The organism is Enterobacter sp. RHBSTW-00175 (assembly GCF_013927005.1).
Lineage (GTDB): Bacteria > Pseudomonadota > Gammaproteobacteria > Enterobacterales > Enterobacteriaceae > Enterobacter.
Genome location: NZ_CP055930.1, coordinates 2,651,053 through 2,671,601, shown reverse-complemented (window position 1 = coordinate 2,671,601; position 20,549 = coordinate 2,651,053). Strand labels below are relative to the sequence as shown.

Below are 20,549 nucleotides of genomic sequence, written 5' to 3'. Positions count from 1 at the left end.
AACGTTGGGGTTTACTTAAACACCTTGCGAGTATTCTCACAAAATAACGTTGTCGCCGCGGTTCGCCTTTCCTATTTTCCGGTCATCACTCTTTTCGACTGAAATTAAGGTGCGACATGGAGAAGGTACGTTTTGGCATTATTGGTATAGGTAATATCGGTACGGTTCACGCGCGCTATTTACTGGCCGGGACCGTTAAAGACGCGTGTCTGGCGGCTGTTTGCGACAATGCGGCGGAAAAACATCCTGCCATCCGCCAGCTGGTGGGTGATGGCGTCCCACTGTTCAGTGACGCACAAGAAATGCTCCAGAGTGGCCTTATCGACGCCGTGATTGTGGCGACACCGCACTACGATCACCCTCGCCTGTCCATTCTGGCCATGCGTAACGGCATCCACACCTTGTGTGAGAAACCGGCGGGTGTGTATACCGCACAAGTGCAGGAGATGAACGACTGCGCACGTGAGTGTGATGTGGTGTTCGGCATCATGTATAACCAACGCCCCAACCCGCTCTATCAGAAAGTGAAAGATCTCATCGACAGCGGCGAGCTGGGCGAGATCCGCCGCTCCAACTGGATTATCACCAACTGGTATCGCTCTCAGAGCTATTACAACTCTGGCGGCTGGCGCGCCACCTGGAAAGGCGAAGGCGGTGGCGTCCTGCTCAATCAGGACCCGCATCAGCTCGACCTCTGGCAGTGGCTGGCGGGAATGCCGGTGCGCCTGCGCGCGTTTTGCCAGTTTGGCAAACATCGTGACATCGAGGTTGAAGATGAGGTGACCGCCTATGCGGAATACGCCAATGGCGCGACCGGCGTCTTCATCACCACCGTGGCGGAAACGCCTGGTACCAACCGCCTGGAAATCACCGGCGATCGCGGCAAAGTGGTGGTTGAGGACGGCACACTGCGCTACTGGCGACTGCGCGAATCAGAAACCGCATTTAATGCCCGCTGGCAGAACGGCTTTGGTGAGCCTGAATGCTGGGAAGTCACACTCCCGGTTGCGCCTGAGTGCAGCGAGCATCATGTCATCACCGCCAACTTCTGTGCGGCCGTCCTGCGCGGCGAGCCGCTGATTGCCCCGGGTCTTGAAGGTATTCGCGGGCTGACGCTCTCCAACGCCATGCACCTCTCCACCTGGACTGATGACTGGGTCGATCTGCCGCTGAACGAAAAACAGTATCTGCGCCTGCTTCAGCAGCGCATCACCACCTCGGTAGAAAAAGAGAACGTCAGCCGAACGCTGGACGCATCAGGAAGCTGGTAACACCGGAGAAAAAACGATGTTAAATGTCGCCATCGTGGGAACAGGGAATATCTCGCATAACCATATTCAGGGCTATTTGCAGTTTGGTCAGCGCTGCCGGATTGTCGCGCTGGTGGATATCTACCCGGAAAAAGCACAAGAGAAAAAAACACGCTACGGCCTGACGGATGCCCGCGTGTACGAAAGCCACGAGCAGATGCTGGCGTGCGAGCCCCATCTCGATATCGTCGATGTCTGTACGCCACCTTACGTTCATGCGCAAATCAGTATTGATGCGCTCAATGCCGGTTGCCACGTGCTGTGCGAAAAGCCGATGGCTGCGTCGCTTGAAGAGTGCGATGCAATGATCGCCGCCCAGCAGGCGAGCGGGAAAACCCTCTCTGTGATTGCGCAAAACCGTTTTACCGATGCCTTCTGGCGCTTAAAGGCGGCGATTGATTCTGGCCTCGCGGGTAAGATTTGCCACGCGCAGGTGGACTCCTTCTGGTGGCGTGGACACTGCTACTACGACCTGTGGTGGCGCGGTACATGGGAAAAAGAGGGCGGGGGCTGTACGCTCAACCACGCAGTACATCACATCGACGCTATTCAATGGATGCTCGGCTTCCCGTCGGACGTGGTGGCGATGATGACCAACGTGGCACATGACAACGCCGAAGTGGAAGACCTGAGTGCCGCTATCTTCAAATACCCCAACGGCGCGCTTACCCAGCTTACCGCTTCGGTAGTGCATCACGGTGAGGATCAGAAAATCATCATCCAGGGGGAAAAAGCCCGCATCTCTGCACCCTGGCAGGCCATAGCCAGCGTGAGTGCTGATAACGGTTTCCCCCAGGATACCCCTGACACGCAGCGCGAAGCACAGCTCAACGCCGTTTTTCAGGACACTCCGCCGCTCAGGTGGACGCTGCACACCGGGCAGATCCACGACCTGCTCCAGAGCATCGAAAAAGGTGCTGCCCCGCTCGTCGATGGCCAGCAGGGTAAGCGCTCGCTGGAGCTGATTACCGCAATTTATAAATCCGCGATCACCCGGGCAGTGGTGTCGCTGCCCATTCACCAGGATGACCCGTTTTACCGTACTGGCGGGACAAACACCCTCGCCCCCCGTTTTTATGAAAAATCCGCAAGCGTTGCCAACTTCAACGAAGTGGGCGCGATCCCTCTGGGCAAAGATCTGGATCGAGGAGTCTGAACATGAATAAGAATGACGGAATGAATTACGCACCGGTTGGCAAACCTCAACCTGTTGTCCGGCAAGGCGAATTCGTCTTTGCCGCTGCCGCGCTCGACCATGGCCATATTTACGGGATGTGCAACGGGCTCATTGAAGCGGGCGCAACGCTGAAATGGGTTTACGACCCGGACCCGGCGAAAGTGGATAAATTTGTGCAGCAGTACCCGCAGGCCCGGGTCGCGGATTCGCTGGAGGTGATCCTTGCCGATAGCGCAGTGCATCTTGTTGCTGGTGCCGCCATCCCCTCTGAGCGCTGCGCGCTGGGGCTGAAAACGATGGCTGCGGGTAAGGACTACTTCACCGACAAAGCACCGCTCACCACGCTTGAACAACTGGCTGATGCCAAAGCGATGGTCGGGAAGACTGGCAAGAAATACGCGGTTTACTACAGCGAGCGCCTGCACGTTGAAAGCGCGGTATTTGCCGGGCAACTGGTGCAACAGGGTGCGATTGGCCGCGTTATCCACACGCTCGGCACCGGCCCGCACCGGGAAGGACAAGGCAGGCCAGACTGGTTTTACGATCGTCGTTACTTCGGCGGAATTCTGTGTGACATCGGCAGCCACCAGATTGAACAATTCCTGTTTTACACCGGAAACCACAATGCGACCGTGATCGCCAGCCAGGCACGTAACACCAGCCATCCGCAGTATCCCGCGTTTGAAGATTTCGGCGACGCGATGCTCAAAGGGGAAAACGGGGCCAGTGGCTACTTCCGCTGCGACTGGTTCACGCCAGATGGGCTTTCCACCTGGGGTGATGGCCGCCTCACGCTACTGGGTACTGAGGGATACATTGAGATCCGCAAGTATGTCGATTTAACCCACGGCGAGCAGGATGTGGTGTACCTCGTCAATAAAGAGGGCGAGTTCCGCTACCCGGTGGCAGGCCTGGTCGGCTTCCCGTTCTTTGGTGAACTGATCCTCGACTGCCTGCATCGCACTGAAAACGCCATGAGCCAGGCCCACGCCTTTAAAGCGGCCGAGCTGTGCGTGAAGGCGCAAATGCTGGCTAACGCGGCGGGATAACGGGAGACGCAGATGAAAGTCCTGAACTCGGCCATTATCGGCGGCGGCGCTATCCACGGTTGCCATGTGAACGCGCTGCGCCAAATCCCCGACGTGACGCTGCGGGCGTTAGTCGACACTGACAGTGTAAAAGGACTGAAACTGGCAAAGGATTATCAGTGCCGCTTTTATCAGGATCACCGGGAAATGCTGCTGGATGAACACATCGACGTGGTGCACATCTGCACGCCCCACTTCGAACATAAGGAGATGATTCTGGCGGCGCTTGCCGCCGGAAAACATGTGTTCTGCGAAAAACCGGTCGCCATGAACGGCAGAGAAATCCGCGAGATAACGCAGGCAGTTAACCATGCGCCGGGGTTGCTCGGCGTCTGCTACCAGAACCGGCTAAACCCCACCAGCCAGTCCATTATGGAGACGCTGACAGAAGGCTCGCTCGGCAGGATGCTCAGCATTAAAGCGGTGCTCACCTGGTCGCGTTCAGGACGTTACTACACCGAAAGCCCGTGGCGCGGCCGGCTGGCAACGGAAGGGGGTAGCCTGCTGATCAATCAGGCGATCCATACGCTCGATTTGATGCAGTGGTTCGGAGGCGGAGTCACGCGGCTGAAAGGGGTAGTAGACAGAGGCGAACTGGCCGACGTCACGGAAGGTGAAGACAGCGCAATGGCGACGCTGCATTTTGCCAATGGCGCTCGCGGCTTGTTTTATGCCAGCAATTGCCATACCACTGATTCCCCGTTGCTGCTGGAGATCCACTGCGAACATGGCACGCTACAGCTTAACGACAATACGCTCTGGCGCTTAAGCCAGGGGGAACGGATAGCGCTGGCGAACGATGCCTCGCCGGATGGCTCCAGCAAAAGTTACTGGGGAGTGGGCCACCAGCAGGCTATCCGCCGCTTTTATCATGCCATTCATCACCCGGAAAATGCGGATTACATTGATATCCGCACCGCCGGAAAATCACTCAACCTTGTGGAGGCTATTTATCGTTCATCTCAGATACGGCAATGGATTGATATAAGTAATTAGAACGTAATTTGTATTCCAGCAGTAAATAAAAAACGACCCGAAAACGGGTTAATAGCTACCCTACACCTGGAAGAAAATATTATGGTCAAACCAACTGAACGTAGAGTTGGCTATGGCGTGGCGCTTGGCTACGGCATAACCGACCTGTTTGGCGGTGGCGCATTTGCGATTATCGGCACCTGGCTTTTATTTTTTTACACCACCTACTGCGGGCTAACCGTGCTGGAAGCCGGTTCTATCTTTGCGGTGGCGCGTATTATTGATGCGTTATTAAGCCCAATAATGGGGTATATCACCGACAACTTTGGCAATACCTGGCTTGGGCGTAAATTTGGTCGCCGCCGCTTCTTCTTATTAATCAGCTCACCGTTAATGTTCCTGTATGCCCTGCTGTGGCTGACCGATATGGGCTACTGGTATTACCTGGGCACTTACCTCTCTATTGAGCTGTTGTCAGCGATGGTACTGGTGCCGTGGGAAACACTGGCGGCAGAGATGACCAACCGTTATGAGGAGCGCAGCCACCTGTCGGGCGTGCGCATGATTTGCTCTCAGCTAGGCGGATTTCTTGCGGTCTCTGTTCCTGGTGTCATTATGCAATTCACCGGAAAAGATAATCCGTTTACCTACACCCTGACCGGATTACTTTTTTCTTGTGTCTTTTGCATCGCCGTTTTTATTACCTGGCGTTGCACCTGGGAAGCCAAAGATGTTCATCAGGAATCGGATTTCAAACTGGAGAATCAACGCAGCGGCGGAATACTCAATCATCTGAAATATCTGGTGCTGGATCTGTTCTCTTCATTTCGGATCCGGGCTTTCCGCTTACACATTATTATTTATATCTTCTCGTTTACGGCGATGGATGTTTTCGGCTCGGTCTTTACCTACTACGTTGTCTATTGTCTGAGCCAGGATGCTGCGGCCGTTTCCGGCTGGCTGAGTCTTGCCGCTTTTGCTTCGGTGCCAGGCACTTACGGATTTATGCTGTTGTTAAATCGCTTAAATGTCACACCGTCTGCCGCGCTGCGTCTCTCTTACGGCTGTATTTTCTGCGTACTCGCCTTCCTGTTCAGCATCTATATCACCCGGACGCAGGTTCCCGCGGTGCTGTTCTCTGCGGTCTTCATTTTGCTTGGGGCGGCGCGCTCTGGCCTGTATTACATTCCCTGGAATATCTACAGCTTTATTCCTGATATTGATGAAATCGTCACCCGGCAGCGCCGCGAAGGCATCTTTGCCGGTGTCATGGTGTTAACCCGTAAAAGCACAGTGGCGATTGCCATCATGATTATCGGCCTCGTTCTGCAAGGATCTGGCTTTGTGAAAGGCAGTGGCGCGCAGCCTGAAAACGCCCTTCATGCCATTATCGGCCTGATGGTGTTCGCCACGGCGGCGCTGCTGGCGGTGAGTTTCTTTACCACTTACAAATTCAAACTCACCCGCGAGACACACAAACTGCTGCTGAAAGAGATAGCCCGCCGCAAGCTGGGTGGGGACTATCGCGACTGTGACGAAAGCACCCGCATCGTCATCAAGCAGCTGACGGGCTACGAGTACGACCAGGTCTGGGGCGGCAATGCAACGCCGCACTCCGGGGCTAACGTCAGCCTGTCGGGTGCTGAATAAGGAGCGCATATGTATCAACAATGGACACCCGAGCGCGCGCAAAGCTGGTGGATGCAGCAGAAATGGGGCTGCGGATTTAACTACCTGCCCCGAACGGCAGTCAACTGGCTGGAGATGTGGCAGGAAGAGACATTCGATAGCACCACCCTTCAGCAAGAGCTGAAATGGGCGCAAGAATATGGCTACAACGCCCTGCGTACCAACCTGCCGTTTACGGTCTGGGAACACGATCGAGACGGCCTGATAAGCCGTATCGACCATTTCCTGTCGATTGCCAGCAGCAATGGGCTGGCGGTGATGCTCACCCTGCTTGATGACTGCGCATTTTCGGGCGACGAGCCGTTTATCGGCCAGCAGAAGCCCCCCGTACCGGGCGTACATAACAGCCAGGGCGCTGGAAGCCCGGGTCGGGCGAAAGTGCTCAGCCCTGAATGCTGGCCGCAAATTGAAGCTTATGTGAAAGATATCGTTGGCCATTTTCGTCACGACCCGCGGATCCAGATATGGGATTTGTACAACGAACCGGGTAACAGCGGCGTGTTTGTCGGGGTCCCAAAAGGGATGGCGTACGACACCCGGCTTGAGTTTTATGCGTTGTCGTTGATGGTGAACGTATTTACATGGGCACGGGAAGTCTCACCCGAGCAGCCGCTGACAGTGGCCGCATGGCATGTTCCCGACCGCAGTGACTGCCGGGGAGCCTTCACACACCCGGTTGATGTCGCCGCATTGCATTTGTCGGATGTAACAAGTTTTCACGCCTATGTGGATGCCCAGGAACAGCGGCAAATTTTATCCCGGCTGGCGGCCTTCCAGCGCCCGTTGCTTTGTACTGAGTGGCTGGCGCGCCATATCGGGAGCAACATGGCCGATACGCTCCCTCTTTTTAAAGAACAGAATGTTTCTTGCTACCACTGGGGACTGGTGCAGGGAAAAACCCAGACCTGGCTGCCGTGGCCGGACATTCCGCATCACACGAAAAGTGCCGGGCTGTGGTTTCACGATGTGCTAATGGCTGATGGGCGGGCTTATCACCGGGAGGAGATGGCACTGGTGCAAACGCTCAGCAAAGAGTAAGCCTTTCACACCGGGTAAGCGGTCTGTTTACCCGGGCATTTCCTGCATAAAACTACTCAAAATGTGACCTCTGGCAGGTTTACACTCCTTTACGCTATACTACCCGCTGAAATAATCGGCTCAACGCTACGAGCTGGTGTTCAATAGTGTTTTCACACAAACGTGACTAACTTCCCTTCCGAGGATCTGGCGAGAAGCCGGATAAACTATGTTAAACAGTATTTTAGTAATACTTTGTCTTATTGCCGTCAGTGCGTTTTTCTCAATCTCTGAGATCTCGCTGGCTGCGTCCCGAAAAATAAAACTTAAGCTGCTTGCCGACGAAGGCAACATCAACGCAGCACGCATCCTGAAAATGCAGGAAAACCCGGGAATGTTTTTCACCGTGGTGCAAATTGGCCTGAACGCGGTCGCCATTCTGGGCGGTATCGTGGGCGATGCGGCGTTTTCTCCGGCGTTCCACAGCCTCTTTATTCAGTACATGTCCGCAGAGCTTGCCGAGCAACTGAGCTTTATTCTCTCTTTCTCGCTGGTGACAGGTCTGTTCATTCTGATCGCCGACCTGACCCCGAAACGCATCGGTATGATTGCGCCAGAAGCTGTGGCTTTGCGTATCATCAACCCGATGCGCTTCTGCCTGTTCGTGTTCCGCCCGCTGGTGTGGTTCTTCAATGGCCTGGCGAACATGATTTTCCGCGTCTTTAAGCTGCCAATGGTGCGTAAAGATGACATCACCTCCGACGATATTTATGCGGTGGTGGAAGCCGGCGCGCTGGCCGGTGTTCTGCGTAAACAAGAGCATGAGTTAATCGAGAACGTTTTTGAACTGGAATCCCGTACCGTGCCGTCGTCAATGACGGGCCGTGAAAGTGTTATCTGGTTCGATTTGCGCGAAGACGAACAGAGCCTGAAGAACAAAGTTGCAGAACATCCGCACTCTAAGTTCCTGGTCTGTAACGAAGATATCGACCACATCATCGGTTATGTGGACTCCAAAGACCTGCTGAACCGCGTGCTGGCGAATCAGAGCCTGGCGCTGAACAGCGGCGTACAGATCCGTAACACGCTGATTGTGCCAGACACCCTGACACTCTCTGAAGCGCTGGAAAGTTTCAAAACCGCCGGTGAAGACTTCGCAGTTATCATGAACGAATACGCGCTGGTGGTGGGTATTATCACACTGAATGACGTGATGACCACGCTGATGGGCGACCTGGTTGGCCAGGGCATGGAAGAGCAAATTGTTCAGCGTGATGAGAACTCATGGCTGATTGATGGCGGCACGCCGATTGAAGACGTGATGCGCGTGCTGGATATCGACGAATTCCCGCAGTCCGGCAACTATGAGACGATCGGCGGCTTTATGATGTTTATGCTGCGTAAAATCCCGAAACGTACCGACTCGGTGAAGTTCTCTGGCTATAAGTTTGAAGTGGTGGATATTGATAACTACCGCATCGATCAGCTGCTGGTGACGCGTATCGACAACAAACCAACCGTGCTGGTGCCGAAGCTGCCAGACGCGGAGGAGCAGGTTTCTGCTTAAGGTTACTTAGGGTAAAAACATCAACGGCTCCCGCGGGAGCCGTTTTTTTAACTACTGCATAGCACGTTGATTAAGCCATCTCAGTTTGCAGACGCATAACCTGACGGTTGACTTCGGACATCACAGACCAGTGCTGCTTATCCTTCACTTTCGGGATAAGGATCTTGCCCTTATCGAACTCGAAAGCGCCAACATCCTTGATATACAACCGTCCACGGAACAGGATCTTCACGTACTTCGCCACCTGAAGCGGGTTGTAGCGTTGGAAAATTTTCATTCTTGTATCTCCTGCGAATCATACGCTCTTGCGGTGCCACAATCGGCCCGACTGTCCTGAGCGCAAATTTATTGCCCAATGACTATAGACCAGAACTACCGTTGATACCCAGTGTGCATAAGTTTATTTACCGTTTGATTACAATTAATCAGAATATTCTTTGCAAACTGTGACTAAGGGCAGTATAAGCCGTCGTTTTTTCGCGGATATGTGCGTTCGCCCGCAATCTGGCATTGGGATTGCGGGAAAACCCTCTTGATCGCACTTATGCTTAAAAGCGTATGACCAAGTGGTCGGATCACCTGCTAAAAATAAGGAAACACCATGACCCTACGTAACATCCTGGCAGCAGCATTTCTGCTTCTGCCGCTGTGGGCCTGCGCACACAACTTTGAAAACGGACAACGTGTGCCGCCAGTCGGTATTGCTGACCGGGGAGAATTGATTCTCGACAATGATAAGTTTAGCTACAAACCCTGGAATAGCGCGCAGCTCGCGGGCAAAGTGAGAGTTGTACAACATATTGCCGGTCGTACATCTGCAAAAGAAAAAAACGCCGCCCTGGTAGAAGCGATCAAGGCCGCAAAATTCCCTCATGACCGCTACCAGACTTCCACTATTGTTAACACCGACGATGCCATCCCGGGCTCCGGGATGTTCGTGCGTTCAAGCCTGGAGAGCAATAAAAAGCTCTACCCGTGGTCGCAGTTTATTGTCGACAGTAACGGTGTGACGCGTAAGGCCTGGCAGCTGGAAGAAGAGAGTTCTGCGATTGTGGTGCTGGATAAAGAGGGCCGCGTACAGTGGGCCAAAGACGGCGCTCTGACACAGGAAGAGGTGCAGCAGGTGGTTGCCCTGCTGCACAAACTGCTGGCTCAGTAGATAGATACCCGGAAGCCTGGGTTTAAAAACGACTCGCGCGGGGTGTAGTCAAGCGGCTTACCCTGCCAGTCATGAACATGCGCGCCGGCTGCGACGGCCACGGCATGTCCTGCGGCCGTATCCCAGACGTTGGTTGGCCCGAAACGAGGATAAAGCTGCGCATGACCCTCTGCCACCAGGCAGAATTTTAGCGATGAGCCAATCGACGTTGTCTGGTGCTCACCCAGCTGTTGCAGGTACTCTTTCAGTTCGTTGTCGCTGTGCGAACGGCTGATCACCACCAGCGGCGGACGCGCATCGCGCACCAGAATCTGCTTACGCACACCGCACTCTTCTTTCCAGGCTTTACCTTCCGCAGCGCTGTACATCACCTTCATGACCGGCGCGTACACTACGCCAAGTATCGCTTTCCCCTTTTCAATCAACGCGATATTGACGGTGAACTCACCGTTACGCTTAATGAATTCTTTGGTGCCATCCAGTGGGTCGACCAGCCAGTAGCGCTGCCAGTGCTTGCGTTCGTCCCAGCCTTGCGGCGCTTCTTCTGAGAGTACGGGAATATCAGGCGTCAGCGCCTGTAACCCTTTCAGGATCACGTCGTGCGCCGCGATATCTGCCGCGGTGACCGGGGAATCATCCGCTTTACTCACAACGTCCATCGGTTTTGCACCATCATACACTTGCATAATGGCATCACCCGCATCCCGTGCGAGCTGACAAATCTTATCTAACATTCTCCACCTCTTCGTTAACGCAGTAGGCTTAACTCGTTGTTTTATTTATATCGTAATGTGAACAATTCCGCTATCTGTGAGGCAATACTGATTTCAAAATGCTTTTTTCTGGCAGGATTCACAATTCTGTAAGCAACAAAATATACATACATATTCTTTTGTGGCCTGGATCGAAAAAAGGACTCCTCTGATGATTAAGTTTAGCGCAACGCTCCTGGCAACGCTGATCGCAGCAAGTGTACAGGCGGCAACGGTGGATCTCCGCATTCTGGAAACCACCGATCTGCACAGCAACATGATGGACTTCGATTACTACAAAGACACGCCAACGGAAAAATTCGGGCTGGTACGCACGGCAAGTTTGATCAACGCTGCCCGCAGTGAAGTGAAAAACAGCGTGCTGGTCGATAACGGGGATCTTATTCAGGGTAGTCCACTGGGCGACTATATGGCCGCGAAGGGACTGAAAAAAGGCGAGATCCATCCGGTGTATAAGGCGTTGAACACCCTGGATTATACCGTTGGCAACCTGGGCAACCACGAGTTTAACTACGGCCTGAAGTACCTTCACGATGCGCTGGCTGGCGCAAAGTTCCCGTACGTTAACGCCAATATCATCGACGTTAAGACCCAAAAACCCTTATTTACCCCTTACCTGATTAAAGAGACTGAGGTCGTCGATAAAGACGGTAAAAAGCAGTCGCTGAAAATCGGTTATATCGGCTTTGTACCGCCACAGATAATGACGTGGGATAAAGCCAACCTCAGCGGCAAAGTCACCGTTAACGACATCACCGAAACCGCCCGCAAATATGTGCCGGAGATGCGTGAGAAAGGGGCAGACCTGGTAGTGGTGGTCGCCCATTCGGGGCTTTCAGCCGACCCATATCAGGTGATGGCGGAAAACTCGGTTTACTATCTGAGTGAAGTGCCGGGGGTGGATGCCATTCTGTTTGGCCACGCTCATGCCGTCTTCCCGGGTAAAGATTTCGCCAGCATCAAAGGTGCAGATGTTGAAAAAGGGACACTGAACGGCGTGCCGTCAGTGATGCCTGGCATGTGGGGCGATCATCTTGGGGTGGTGGATCTGGTGCTGAATAACGACAGCGGCAGCTGGAAGGTTACCCAGTCGAAAGCCGAAGCGCGCCCGATTTATGATGCCGCCGCCAAAAAATCACTGGCCGCTGAAGATAAAAAACTGGTCGACGTGCTGAAGCACGACCATGACGCCACGCGTGAATTCGTCAGCAAACCGATCGGTAAATCCGCCGACAACATGTACAGCTACCTGGCACTTGTACAGGATGATCCAACGGTACAGGTGGTCAACATGGCGCAGAAAGCCTACGCGGAACACTTTATTCAGGGCGACCCGGACCTGGCAAAACTGCCGGTGCTTTCTGCCGCTGCACCGTTCAAAGTGGGCGGGCGTAAGAATGATCCGGCAAGCTATGTTGAAGTTGAAAAGGGCCAGCTTACCTTCCGTAATGCCGCCGATCTCTATCTCTACCCAAACACGCTGGTGGTAGTAAAAGCAACGGGTAAAGAGGTGAAAGACTGGCTTGAGTGCTCTGCCGGGCAGTTTAATCAGATCGATCCGAACAGCAGTAAACCGCAGTCGCTGATTAACTGGGACGGGTTCCGTACCTATAATTTCGACGTGATCGACGGTGTGGATTATCAGATTGATGTTACCCAGCCTGCGAAATATGACGGTGAGTGTCAGACAATCAATCCGCAGGCAGAACGTATCAAACACCTGACCTTCAACGGCAAACCACTTGATCCGGGTGCGACCTTCCTGGTCGTGACCAATAACTACCGGGCCTACGGCGGTAAGTTTGCCGGAACGGGTGATAGCCACATCGCCTTTGCCTCACCAGACGAGAATCGCTCCGTGCTGGCGGCCTGGATCAGCGCAGAGTCGAAAAAGGCGGGTGAAATTCATCCGGCGGTGGATAACAACTGGCGTCTGGCACCTGTTCACAGTGACACGAAACTGGATATCCGCATTGAAACGTCACCATCTGATAAGGCGGCGACATTCATTAAGGATAAGGCGCAGTACCCGATGAATAAGGTCGGGACAGACGATATCGGGTTTGCGGTTTATCAGGTAGATTTGAGCAAGTAAAAGCCAAACGGCAACGCTGCATCTGTTCCCTCTCCCACAGGGAGAGGGCCAGGGTGAGGGCATCAGGCCGCACGATCGTCCCGGTTTGCCAGTACCTGAGGCGTATTCACTTCAATCCAGTCCGCCAGTGCGGCCACTTTCTCGCTTACCTCACCCCCTAACGGCGTCAGGCTATACTCTACATGCGGCGGCACGACCGGATACGAAACGCGATCGATAAACCCGTCCTGCTCTAGCGCCTGAAGCGACTGGGCCAGCATCTTCTCGCTCACGCCGCCCATTTTGCGGCGCAGATCGCTAAAGCGATGCGTGCCATCACGTAACGCCACCAGGATCAGCACGCCCCAGCGGCTGGTGACATGCTTTAACACTTCACGCGATGGGCACTGTTCGGCAAACAGGTTTCCGTCTCGTAATTGTTCACTGAGCGTTGGCGTCGTTTTCATACTTACCTTTTTGTGCGTACTTACTAAAAGTAAGTGTTGGTGATAGTGTGCCACAACACAAGACAAACACGAAGGAGTTCCCTCATGATCGCAATTACCGGTGCTACCGGCCAGCTTGGCCAGCTGGTTATTGAACACCTGCTGAAAACCGTTCCGGCCAGTCAGATTTTAGCCATTGTGCGTAATCCGGCAAAAGCCGGGGCGCTGAGCCAGCAAAGTATCGTTGTGCGTCAGGCGGATTATACCGACCAGGCAGCGTTCACCACGGCGCTGAACGGCGTGGATAAACTCCTGCTGATCTCTTCCAGCGAAGTGGGTCAACGCGCAACACAGCACCAGAACGTCATTAACGCCGCTAAAGCTGCGGGCGTGAAATTCATCGCTTATACCAGCCTGCTGCATGCCGATACATCCCCGCTGGGGCTGCACGTTGAGCATGTCGCCACCGAGAAAGCACTGGCGGAGTCTGGCGTGCCTTACGCCCTGCTGCGCAACGGTTGGTACACCGAAAACTATCTGGCGAGTGCGCCGCCTGCGCTGGAACACGGCGTATTCATTGGTGCCGCCGGTGAGGGCAAAATTGCCTCCGCGACCCGCGCAGACTATGCCGCTGCCGCCGCAACGGTTATCTCCCAGGATGGTCATGCGGGTAAGGTGTATGAACTGGCGGGCGACAACGCATGGACGCTGAGCGAACTGGCTGCGGAGCTGAGCAAACAGAGCGGTAAAAACGTGGCGTATCAGAACCTGAGCGAAGCTGATTTTGCTGCCGCGCTGAAAAGCGTTGGTTTGCCCGCCGGGCTGGCCGATATGCTTGCCGACTCCGACACCGGCGCGTCTAAAGGTGGTCTGTTCGACGACAGCCATACTCTGAGCAAGCTGATTGGCCGCCCGACGACGCCACTGGCTGAAAGCGTCAAAGCCATCCTGTAATTGTTACAAACTGGTTATTTTTTGTGGTATCCCCTCGGGTCATCTCTGATAATGGAGAGATGACCCACGAGGAGGTTCACCGTGCAAGGCGTCCCAGAACAGTTCATTTATGAGAGAGACAGCGCGCGTTTTCGCCATCTGCCGCAGGTGCCGGGCATCGAACTGTATCATGCACATATTTCAGACTACGCTTTTGAGCCTCACACCCACGAAGCCTTTGGTATCGGCACAATAGAAACCGGTGCCGAGCGCTTTCGTTATCGCGGGACTCAGTATCTTGCCCCTGCGCAATCTGTTGTCACCATGAACCCGGACGAGATCCACACCGGCGAGTCCGCCACGGACGATGGCTGGCGCTACCGGATGGTCTATCTTGACCCCCAGCTTCTCGAAGAGGTAACCGGCATTCGCCACTGGTGGTTTAGCGATGTGACACGCCACGATCCCCTTCGCTCGCAGCAAATCGGGCAGCTGATATACGGCCTGTGGCACACGGACGATCCGCTGGCGCAAAAAGGGATGTTGCTGGAGCTGATTGACACATTCCAGCCGCTCGCCCGCCACGCGCCCGTAATTCAGGAAGGCGCACTCCGGTTCGAACGCGTGCGTGACTATCTGCACGACAACTATATGCACCCGCTCACATTAGATGAGCTGGCGAACGTGATATCGCTAAGCCCGTACCATTTTCAGCGCCAGTTCAAAGCCCATTTCCATGTCACCCCGCATCAGATGCTGATGGCTATCCGCCTCTGGCGCGCCAAAGCGTTTCTGACTCACGGAATGCCCGCCGCTGAAGTCGCAGCCGCTACTGGCCTGACCGATCAGTCCCATTTAACCCGCGCGTTTACCCGTCGCTACGGCATTACGCCGGTACGCTACCAGAAGCAGGTCGTTAAGCGCTAAAGCGCAATCTCATACAATACGGCGGTAATTTCCCTTTCTACACTGATGACAGAATGAATGAATGTGGATGGAAAAATGATTAGCGGCGTGTTGTATGCCCTGCTTGCAGGTTTAATGTGGGGGCTGATTTTTGTAGGCCCGGTGATCGTGCCGGAATACCCGGCAATTTTGCAGTCCACCGGACGCTATCTGGCGCTTGGGCTGATTGCCCTTCCTCTGGCCTGGTTCGGTCGCGGGCGGTTACGCCAGCTTAGCCGCAAGGACTGGGGAACCGCGCTGGCATTAACCATGATGGGGAACCTCATCTATTACGTGTGTCTCGCCAGTGCCATTCAGCGCACGGGCGCGCCGGTTTCCACCATGATTATCGGCACGCTGCCGGTGGTGATCCCGGTTTTTGCCAACCTGCTATACAGCCATCGCGATGGCAAGCTGGCGTGGTCAAAAATGGTGCCTGCACTGGTCTGCATCACCGCCGGGTTAGTGTGTGTGAACGTTGCCGAGCTGAGCCACGGGCTGGATGACGTCGACCTGTTGCGTTACGGTTCCGGCATCATGCTGGCCTTTATTTCCGTGGTGTGTTGGGCGTGGTATGCCCTGCGCAACGCGCGCTGGCTGCGGGAGAACCCGGACAAACATCCGATGATGTGGGCCACGGCGCAGGCGCTGGTTACGCTGCCCCTCTCGCTGGTGGGCTACGTGGGAGCCTGCGCGTGGTTAGGTGTGCAACAGCCTGAATTCGCCCTGCCCTTCGGGCCACGTCCGTGGGTGTTTGTCGGGTTAATGGTCGCTATCGCAGTGCTCTGCTCCTGGGTCGGCGCGCTTTGCTGGAACATCGCCAGCCAGAAGTTACCAACGGTGATCTTAGGGCCGCTGATTGTCTTTGAAACCCTTGCCGGGCTGCTTTACACCTTCCTGATGCGCCAGAGCATGCCGCCGCTGCTGACAGCCTGTGGAATAGCACTGCTGGTGGTTGGCGTGGTGATTGCTGTGAGGGCAAAGCCGGAAAAACCCATGGTGGTTCCGGCTTCAGAGATGTGATTTTGCCGGGTGGCGCTGACGCTTACCCGGCCTACGAGGCGTGGTTTTAGAAGGTTTCCCAGTTAGCTTCCGTCGCCGCCGCTACTGGCTGCGCTTTTGGCACATAGGTTTTTACAGGAGCCGCTTTCACTGCCTGGCCGTGCGCAATTTTAAACACCGCAACCGCTTCGTTCAGACGTGCAGCCTGATCTTCCAGCGCCGCCGCCGCCGCTGCAGACTCTTCCACCAGCGAGGCGTTTTGCTGAGTCACGCGATCCATCTCTGCAACAGCCTGACCGACCTGGTCGATACCACGGCTCTGCTCGTCAGACGCAGAGGCGATCTCACCCATAATGTCCGTTACACGGGTCACGGCATTAACGATTTCCGCCATCGTGGCACCCGCTTCGTTCACCAGCTGAGAACCTGCGTTAACACGTTCGCCGGAATCATCGATCAGCGCTTTGATCTCTTTCGCTGCCTGGGCGCTGCGTTGTGCCAGGGTACGGACTTCACCCGCAACCACCGCAAATCCACGCCCCTGCTCACCTGCACGCGCCGCTTCAACCGCTGCGTTCAGCGCCAGGATGTTGGTCTGGAAAGCGATACCGTCGATAACGTTTGTGATCTGGGCAATTTTGCTGGAGCTGGTGGCGATTTCGTCCATGGTACGTACCACGCCTTCCACTACGCTGCCGCCTTTCTTCGCGGTTGAAGAGGCATCCAGCGCCAGGCGAGAAGCCTGACGTGCATTGTCGGCGTTTTGCTTAACGGTCGCCGTCAACTGTTCCATACTGGCTGCGGTTTCTTCCAGAGAAGCGGCCTGCTGTTCGGTACGGGAAGAAAGATCATTGCTGCCCGCGGAAATTTCACCCGCCCCGGTGTAGATGGTATCTGCGCCCTGGCGCACCACACCGACCGTGTTGGCCAGCGCTTTTTGCATCTGCTGGACGTTGTGCGCCAGCAGGGCCATCTCATTTTTACCACTGGCTTCGACTGGCTGAGTCAAATCACCGGCGGCAATGGCACGGATATGGCCGATGACATCCTGCAACGGCAACAGCAGAACACGACGCATTGCAATCCAGCTGGCGATAATCACACCCACAACGATCAGCATAATGACCGAGAGCGCCCACATGATGCGCTTATAGTCACTTTCATTATCCTTGATCCCTTTGCTGGTGAGCTTTGCCTGGACAGTACGCCACTCGTGATAGACCTTCTGCATCGCATTCTGCTTCTGCTCGGCATTCTGCTTGAACATGTCGTCCAGATTGCCCTGCGCCAGCAGTACGTTCATTTGCGTCAACGTGGAAGAGTAAATACGGTACTGCTCTTCCAGCTGCTTGGGTAACTCTTCACCCAGCCCCGGGGTATTTGGCAGTGCGTAGTATTTATCGAAATGCGCCTGTGCATCAGCCAGCAGATTTTTTGCCGTCTCTACCAGCTCATTCAACTGACCGCCGTTAATCTGGGTCGCCACGCTGCTTTGCAGACGCAACATCCCGCGGTTCAGGGTGACACGCGCCTGGTTAAGGCTGATCCACGCATCGGTGAACTCCGCGACGTTTTGGCTCGCCACCTGAGAGACGGTGAAGTTATCTTTGTCGTTATTTAGCGCATTAATAAAAATGCCGGCGGAGATCAGTTGCATGATGCCGAGCACAAGCAGCACCGAGACCAGGAGGGTAATCACTTTTATACGTTTAAACATGCGTCGCCTTTTTATATGCAGGATATTGTCTGACGTGTAACTATCGGCAGGCGGGCCGTGTTGTTTAATGTTTCTTCAGTTTCAAAACCCCCTTACCTGGAGTTTTTTTAATTCATTCAGAAGCTTAAAACATAAGAAATTTTTGTGACCCTTCTCACATTTTCGCGCGTGCCACTAAAGGGTTATAGCATCGCCATAAAGATGCATTTAAAATACATCTTATATTATTGATGATGAGGTAACTGCTATGGCCTTCCGCGACCAACCACTCGGCGAGCTAGCGCTCTCCATCCCTCGCGCTTCTGCGCTGTTTCGTAAATACGACATGGATTACTGCTGCGGCGGTAAGCAAACGCTGGCGCGCGCGGCTTCGCGCAAAGAGCTGGATGTAGAGACCATCGAAGCGGAGCTGGCAAAACTGGCCGAGCAGCCTGTTGAGAAAGACTGGCGCATGGTTGAGCTTGCAGCGATCATCGACCACATTATCGTGCGTTACCACGACCGTCACCGTGAACAGCTGCCTGAACTGATTTTACAGGCAACCAAAGTTGAACGTGTTCATGCTGACAAACCTTCAGTTCCACGCGGCCTGGCGAAATACCTGACCCTGCTGCATGAAGAACTTTCCAGCCACATGATGAAAGAAGAGCAGATCCTCTTCCCGATGATTAAACAGGGAATGGGCAGCCAGGCGATGGGGCCAATCAGCGTGATGGAAAGCGAGCACGACGATGCAGGCGAACTGCTGGAAGTGATCAAACACACCACCAACAACGTCACACCGCCGCCAGAAGCCTGTACCACCTGGAAAGCGATGTACAACGGCATTAACGAAATGATCGACGACCTGATGGAGCACATCAGTCTTGAAAATAACGTTCTGTTCCCGCGTGCATTAGCGGGTGAATAAAAAAGCCCGCTGAGGCCTGATGCCCTCACCTCAACCCTCTCCCACAGGGAGAGGGTGCAAAAACCAAAAACGGCAACCGAAGTTGCCGTTTTGCTTTTACCTTACACCAGCCATTCGTTTCTTACCGATAAACAGCCAGCCCAGCCCCAGTGCGATGAACCACAGCGGCGTAACAATCAGTGCCTGACGGGTATCATCTTCCAGCGTCAGCAGCACGATAACGAACGCGAAGAACGCCATGCACACCCAGCACATCACCTTGCCCAGCGGCATCTTGTAGATCGATTTTTCATGCAGGTGCGGACGCTGTTTGCGGTACACCAGGTATGAACACAGGATGATGGTCCAGACAAACATGAACAGGATCGCAGACACCGTGGTGATCATGGTGAACGCGCCAATCACGCTTGGGTTAATGTAGAGCATAACCACACCACCCAGCAGACACATACAGGAGAAGGTCAGCCCTTTCGCCGGTACCGCACGCTTAGACAATTTCGCGAACGCGCTCGGCGCAACGCCTTCCTGCGCCAGGCCAAACAGCATACGGCTGGTAGAGAACACGCCGCTGTTTGCCGAAGAAGCCGCAGAAGTCAGCACCACGAAGTTAATCAGGCTTGCCGCAGCCGGCAGCCCCACCAGCACAAACAGCTCCACAAATGGGCTCTTGGTTGGCACAACAGAGCTCCACGGCGTGACCGACATGATGATGACCAGTGCAAACACGTAGAACATAATGATACGCACCGGAATGGAGTTGATGGCGCGTGGCAGGGATTTCTCCGGATCTTTGGTTTCTGCGGCGGTGGTGCCCACCAGCTCAATACCCACAAACGCAAACACCGCAATCTGGAAGCCGGCAAAGAACCCGCTCAGCCCTTTCGGGAACCAGCCACCGTCATTCCACAGGTGGGTAAAGGAAGCCTGAACACCCGTTGGCGACTGGAAGTGCGTGAGAACCATGACCAGCCCGACAATAATCAGTCCCACGATGGCGACGATTTTGATCATCGCAAACCAGAACTCCATTTCACCGAACATTTTCACGGTAGCCAGGTTGAGGCTCAGCAGCAGGACAATAACCGCCAGCGATGCCACCCAGTCAGAAAGGCCGGGGAACCAGAACTGGGCGTATGCGGTAATGGCAACTACGTCGGCCATCCCTGTGACAACCCAGCAGAACCAGTACGTCCAGCCTGTAAAATAACCTGCCCACGGCCCTAACAGGTCGGATGCGAAGTCGCTAAAGGATTTGTATTCGAGATTCGAGAGCAGCAATTCACCCATTGCGCGCATCACGAAAAAGAGCATAAAACCGATGATCATATAAACGAAGATGATCGACGGCCCGGCAAGACTGATGGTTTTGCCCGACCCCATAAACAGCCCGGTACCGATGGCACCCCCGATGGCAATAAGCTGAATATGACGGTTTGTGAGATTGCGCCGTAGCGACTGTTCAGACGGCGCTTCTTCTTCAGCGACGACTTTGACCTGATCTACCATGTGATATTTTCCTGTTTATGCCTGTCTGTGTTGTTAAGGCTCTTCTGGCCTTTAAATGCGTCAAAAAAATGACGTTCCCTATGTAAGGGCTAATCGATATTAGGTAAGAATCGGCGGGATGAATACTATGAATTGGATATTATGTTAATAATATGTTGAAAGTGAGTGTCATATCACTCATACAGCGCGAAACAGCTCACAAAAATACACGCAACAGTTTCATTTGCAAGATAAAATGTTGATTCCGTCGTAACTATAGGT

At 54.3% G+C, this 20,549-nt stretch carries 18 protein-coding genes; 13 read left to right on the top strand and 5 right to left on the bottom strand.

Annotated features, from left to right (window positions below):
* Positions 1-116: 116 nt before the first annotated feature.
* The 7 genes from HV107_RS12715 to HV107_RS12685 all read left to right on the top strand — a co-directional run bounded on the left by HV107_RS12715 (position 117) and on the right by HV107_RS12685 (position 8,823).
* The gene (locus HV107_RS12715) at positions 117-1,271 is read left to right on the top strand and encodes a Gfo/Idh/MocA family protein (protein WP_182063414.1); all 1,155 of its coding nucleotides are present in this window, start codon (positions 117-119) and stop codon (positions 1,269-1,271) included.
* Positions 1,272-1,287: 16 nt separating this feature from the next.
* Positions 1,288-2,466, top strand: coding sequence for a Gfo/Idh/MocA family protein (locus tag HV107_RS12710; protein ID WP_182063413.1), 1,179 nt, complete (start codon positions 1,288-1,290; stop codon positions 2,464-2,466).
* A gap of 2 nt (positions 2,467-2,468) precedes the next feature.
* Complete coding sequence (locus HV107_RS12705) at positions 2,469-3,536, top strand: Gfo/Idh/MocA family protein (protein WP_182063412.1); 1,068 nt, start codon at positions 2,469-2,471, stop codon at positions 3,534-3,536.
* A gap of 12 nt (positions 3,537-3,548) precedes the next feature.
* Entirely contained in the window at positions 3,549-4,571 is a 1,023-nt protein-coding gene (locus HV107_RS12700; RefSeq protein WP_182063411.1) for a Gfo/Idh/MocA family protein, read from the top strand.
* An 81-nt stretch (positions 4,572-4,652) separates the two neighbouring features.
* The gene (locus HV107_RS12695) at positions 4,653-6,200 is read left to right on the top strand and encodes an MFS transporter (protein WP_182063410.1); all 1,548 of its coding nucleotides are present in this window, start codon (positions 4,653-4,655) and stop codon (positions 6,198-6,200) included.
* Positions 6,201-6,209: 9 nt separating this feature from the next.
* Positions 6,210-7,277: a 1,4-beta-xylanase gene (locus HV107_RS12690; protein WP_182063409.1), complete on the top strand. Its 1,068-nt coding sequence runs from the start codon at positions 6,210-6,212 to the stop codon at positions 7,275-7,277.
* A gap of 208 nt (positions 7,278-7,485) precedes the next feature.
* Positions 7,486-8,823, top strand: coding sequence for a hemolysin family protein (locus tag HV107_RS12685; protein WP_182063408.1), 1,338 nt, complete (start codon positions 7,486-7,488; stop codon positions 8,821-8,823).
* Between the two features lie 70 nt (positions 8,824-8,893).
* On the opposite strand, the gene HV107_RS12680 is transcribed toward HV107_RS12685, so the two are convergent.
* Positions 8,894-9,100 (bottom strand): DUF1107 domain-containing protein, encoded by a 207-nt coding sequence (locus tag HV107_RS12680; protein WP_182063407.1) that lies wholly within the window; start codon positions 9,098-9,100, stop codon positions 8,894-8,896.
* Positions 9,101-9,424: 324 nt separating this feature from the next.
* Here HV107_RS12680 and HV107_RS12675 point away from each other — a divergent pair, with 324 nt between their 5' ends.
* Entirely contained in the window at positions 9,425-9,982 is a 558-nt protein-coding gene (locus tag HV107_RS12675; RefSeq protein WP_182063406.1) for a YtfJ family protein, read from the top strand.
* On the opposite strand, the gene cysQ is transcribed toward HV107_RS12675, so the two are convergent.
* On the bottom strand, positions 9,976-10,716 hold the full coding sequence (gene cysQ / locus HV107_RS12670; protein WP_182063405.1) for a 3'(2'),5'-bisphosphate nucleotidase CysQ: 741 nt from the start codon (positions 10,714-10,716) through the stop codon (positions 9,976-9,978). The genes HV107_RS12675 and cysQ overlap by 7 nt on opposite strands.
* Before the next feature lie 190 nt (positions 10,717-10,906).
* On the opposite strand from cysQ, the gene HV107_RS12665 reads away from it, so the two are divergent.
* On the top strand, positions 10,907-12,850 hold the full coding sequence (locus HV107_RS12665) for a bifunctional 2',3'-cyclic-nucleotide 2'-phosphodiesterase/3'-nucleotidase (RefSeq protein WP_182063404.1): 1,944 nt from the start codon (positions 10,907-10,909) through the stop codon (positions 12,848-12,850).
* 62 nt (positions 12,851-12,912) lie between these two features.
* Here the strand turns inward: HV107_RS12665 and HV107_RS12660 are convergent, their stop codons facing one another.
* Positions 12,913-13,296, bottom strand: coding sequence for a helix-turn-helix domain-containing protein (locus tag HV107_RS12660; RefSeq protein WP_182063403.1), 384 nt, complete (start codon positions 13,294-13,296; stop codon positions 12,913-12,915).
* A gap of 84 nt (positions 13,297-13,380) precedes the next feature.
* On the opposite strand from HV107_RS12660, the gene HV107_RS12655 reads away from it, so the two are divergent.
* From HV107_RS12655 to HV107_RS12645, 3 genes are all read left to right on the top strand, one after another.
* Entirely contained in the window at positions 13,381-14,229 is an 849-nt protein-coding gene (locus tag HV107_RS12655) for an SDR family oxidoreductase (protein WP_182063402.1), read from the top strand.
* An 81-nt stretch (positions 14,230-14,310) separates the two neighbouring features.
* Entirely contained in the window at positions 14,311-15,135 is an 825-nt protein-coding gene (locus HV107_RS12650; protein WP_182063401.1) for an AraC family transcriptional regulator, read from the top strand.
* A 75-nt stretch (positions 15,136-15,210) separates the two neighbouring features.
* Positions 15,211-16,176 (top strand): DMT family transporter, encoded by a 966-nt coding sequence (locus HV107_RS12645; protein ID WP_182063516.1) that lies wholly within the window; start codon positions 15,211-15,213, stop codon positions 16,174-16,176.
* Positions 16,177-16,222: 46 nt separating this feature from the next.
* Here HV107_RS12645 and HV107_RS12640 read toward each other — a convergent pair whose 3' ends face one another.
* Complete coding sequence (locus HV107_RS12640; RefSeq protein WP_182063400.1) at positions 16,223-17,872, bottom strand: methyl-accepting chemotaxis protein; 1,650 nt, start codon at positions 17,870-17,872, stop codon at positions 16,223-16,225.
* Between the two features lie 247 nt (positions 17,873-18,119).
* On the opposite strand from HV107_RS12640, the gene ytfE reads away from it, so the two are divergent.
* On the top strand, positions 18,120-18,782 hold the full coding sequence (ytfE, locus tag HV107_RS12635) for an iron-sulfur cluster repair protein YtfE (RefSeq protein ID WP_182063399.1): 663 nt from the start codon (positions 18,120-18,122) through the stop codon (positions 18,780-18,782).
* Between the two features lie 96 nt (positions 18,783-18,878).
* Here the strand turns inward: ytfE and cycA are convergent, their stop codons facing one another.
* Positions 18,879-20,288 (bottom strand): D-serine/D-alanine/glycine transporter, encoded by a 1,410-nt coding sequence (gene cycA, locus HV107_RS12630; protein WP_182063398.1) that lies wholly within the window; start codon positions 20,286-20,288, stop codon positions 18,879-18,881.
* Positions 20,289-20,549: the final 261 nt, after the last annotated feature.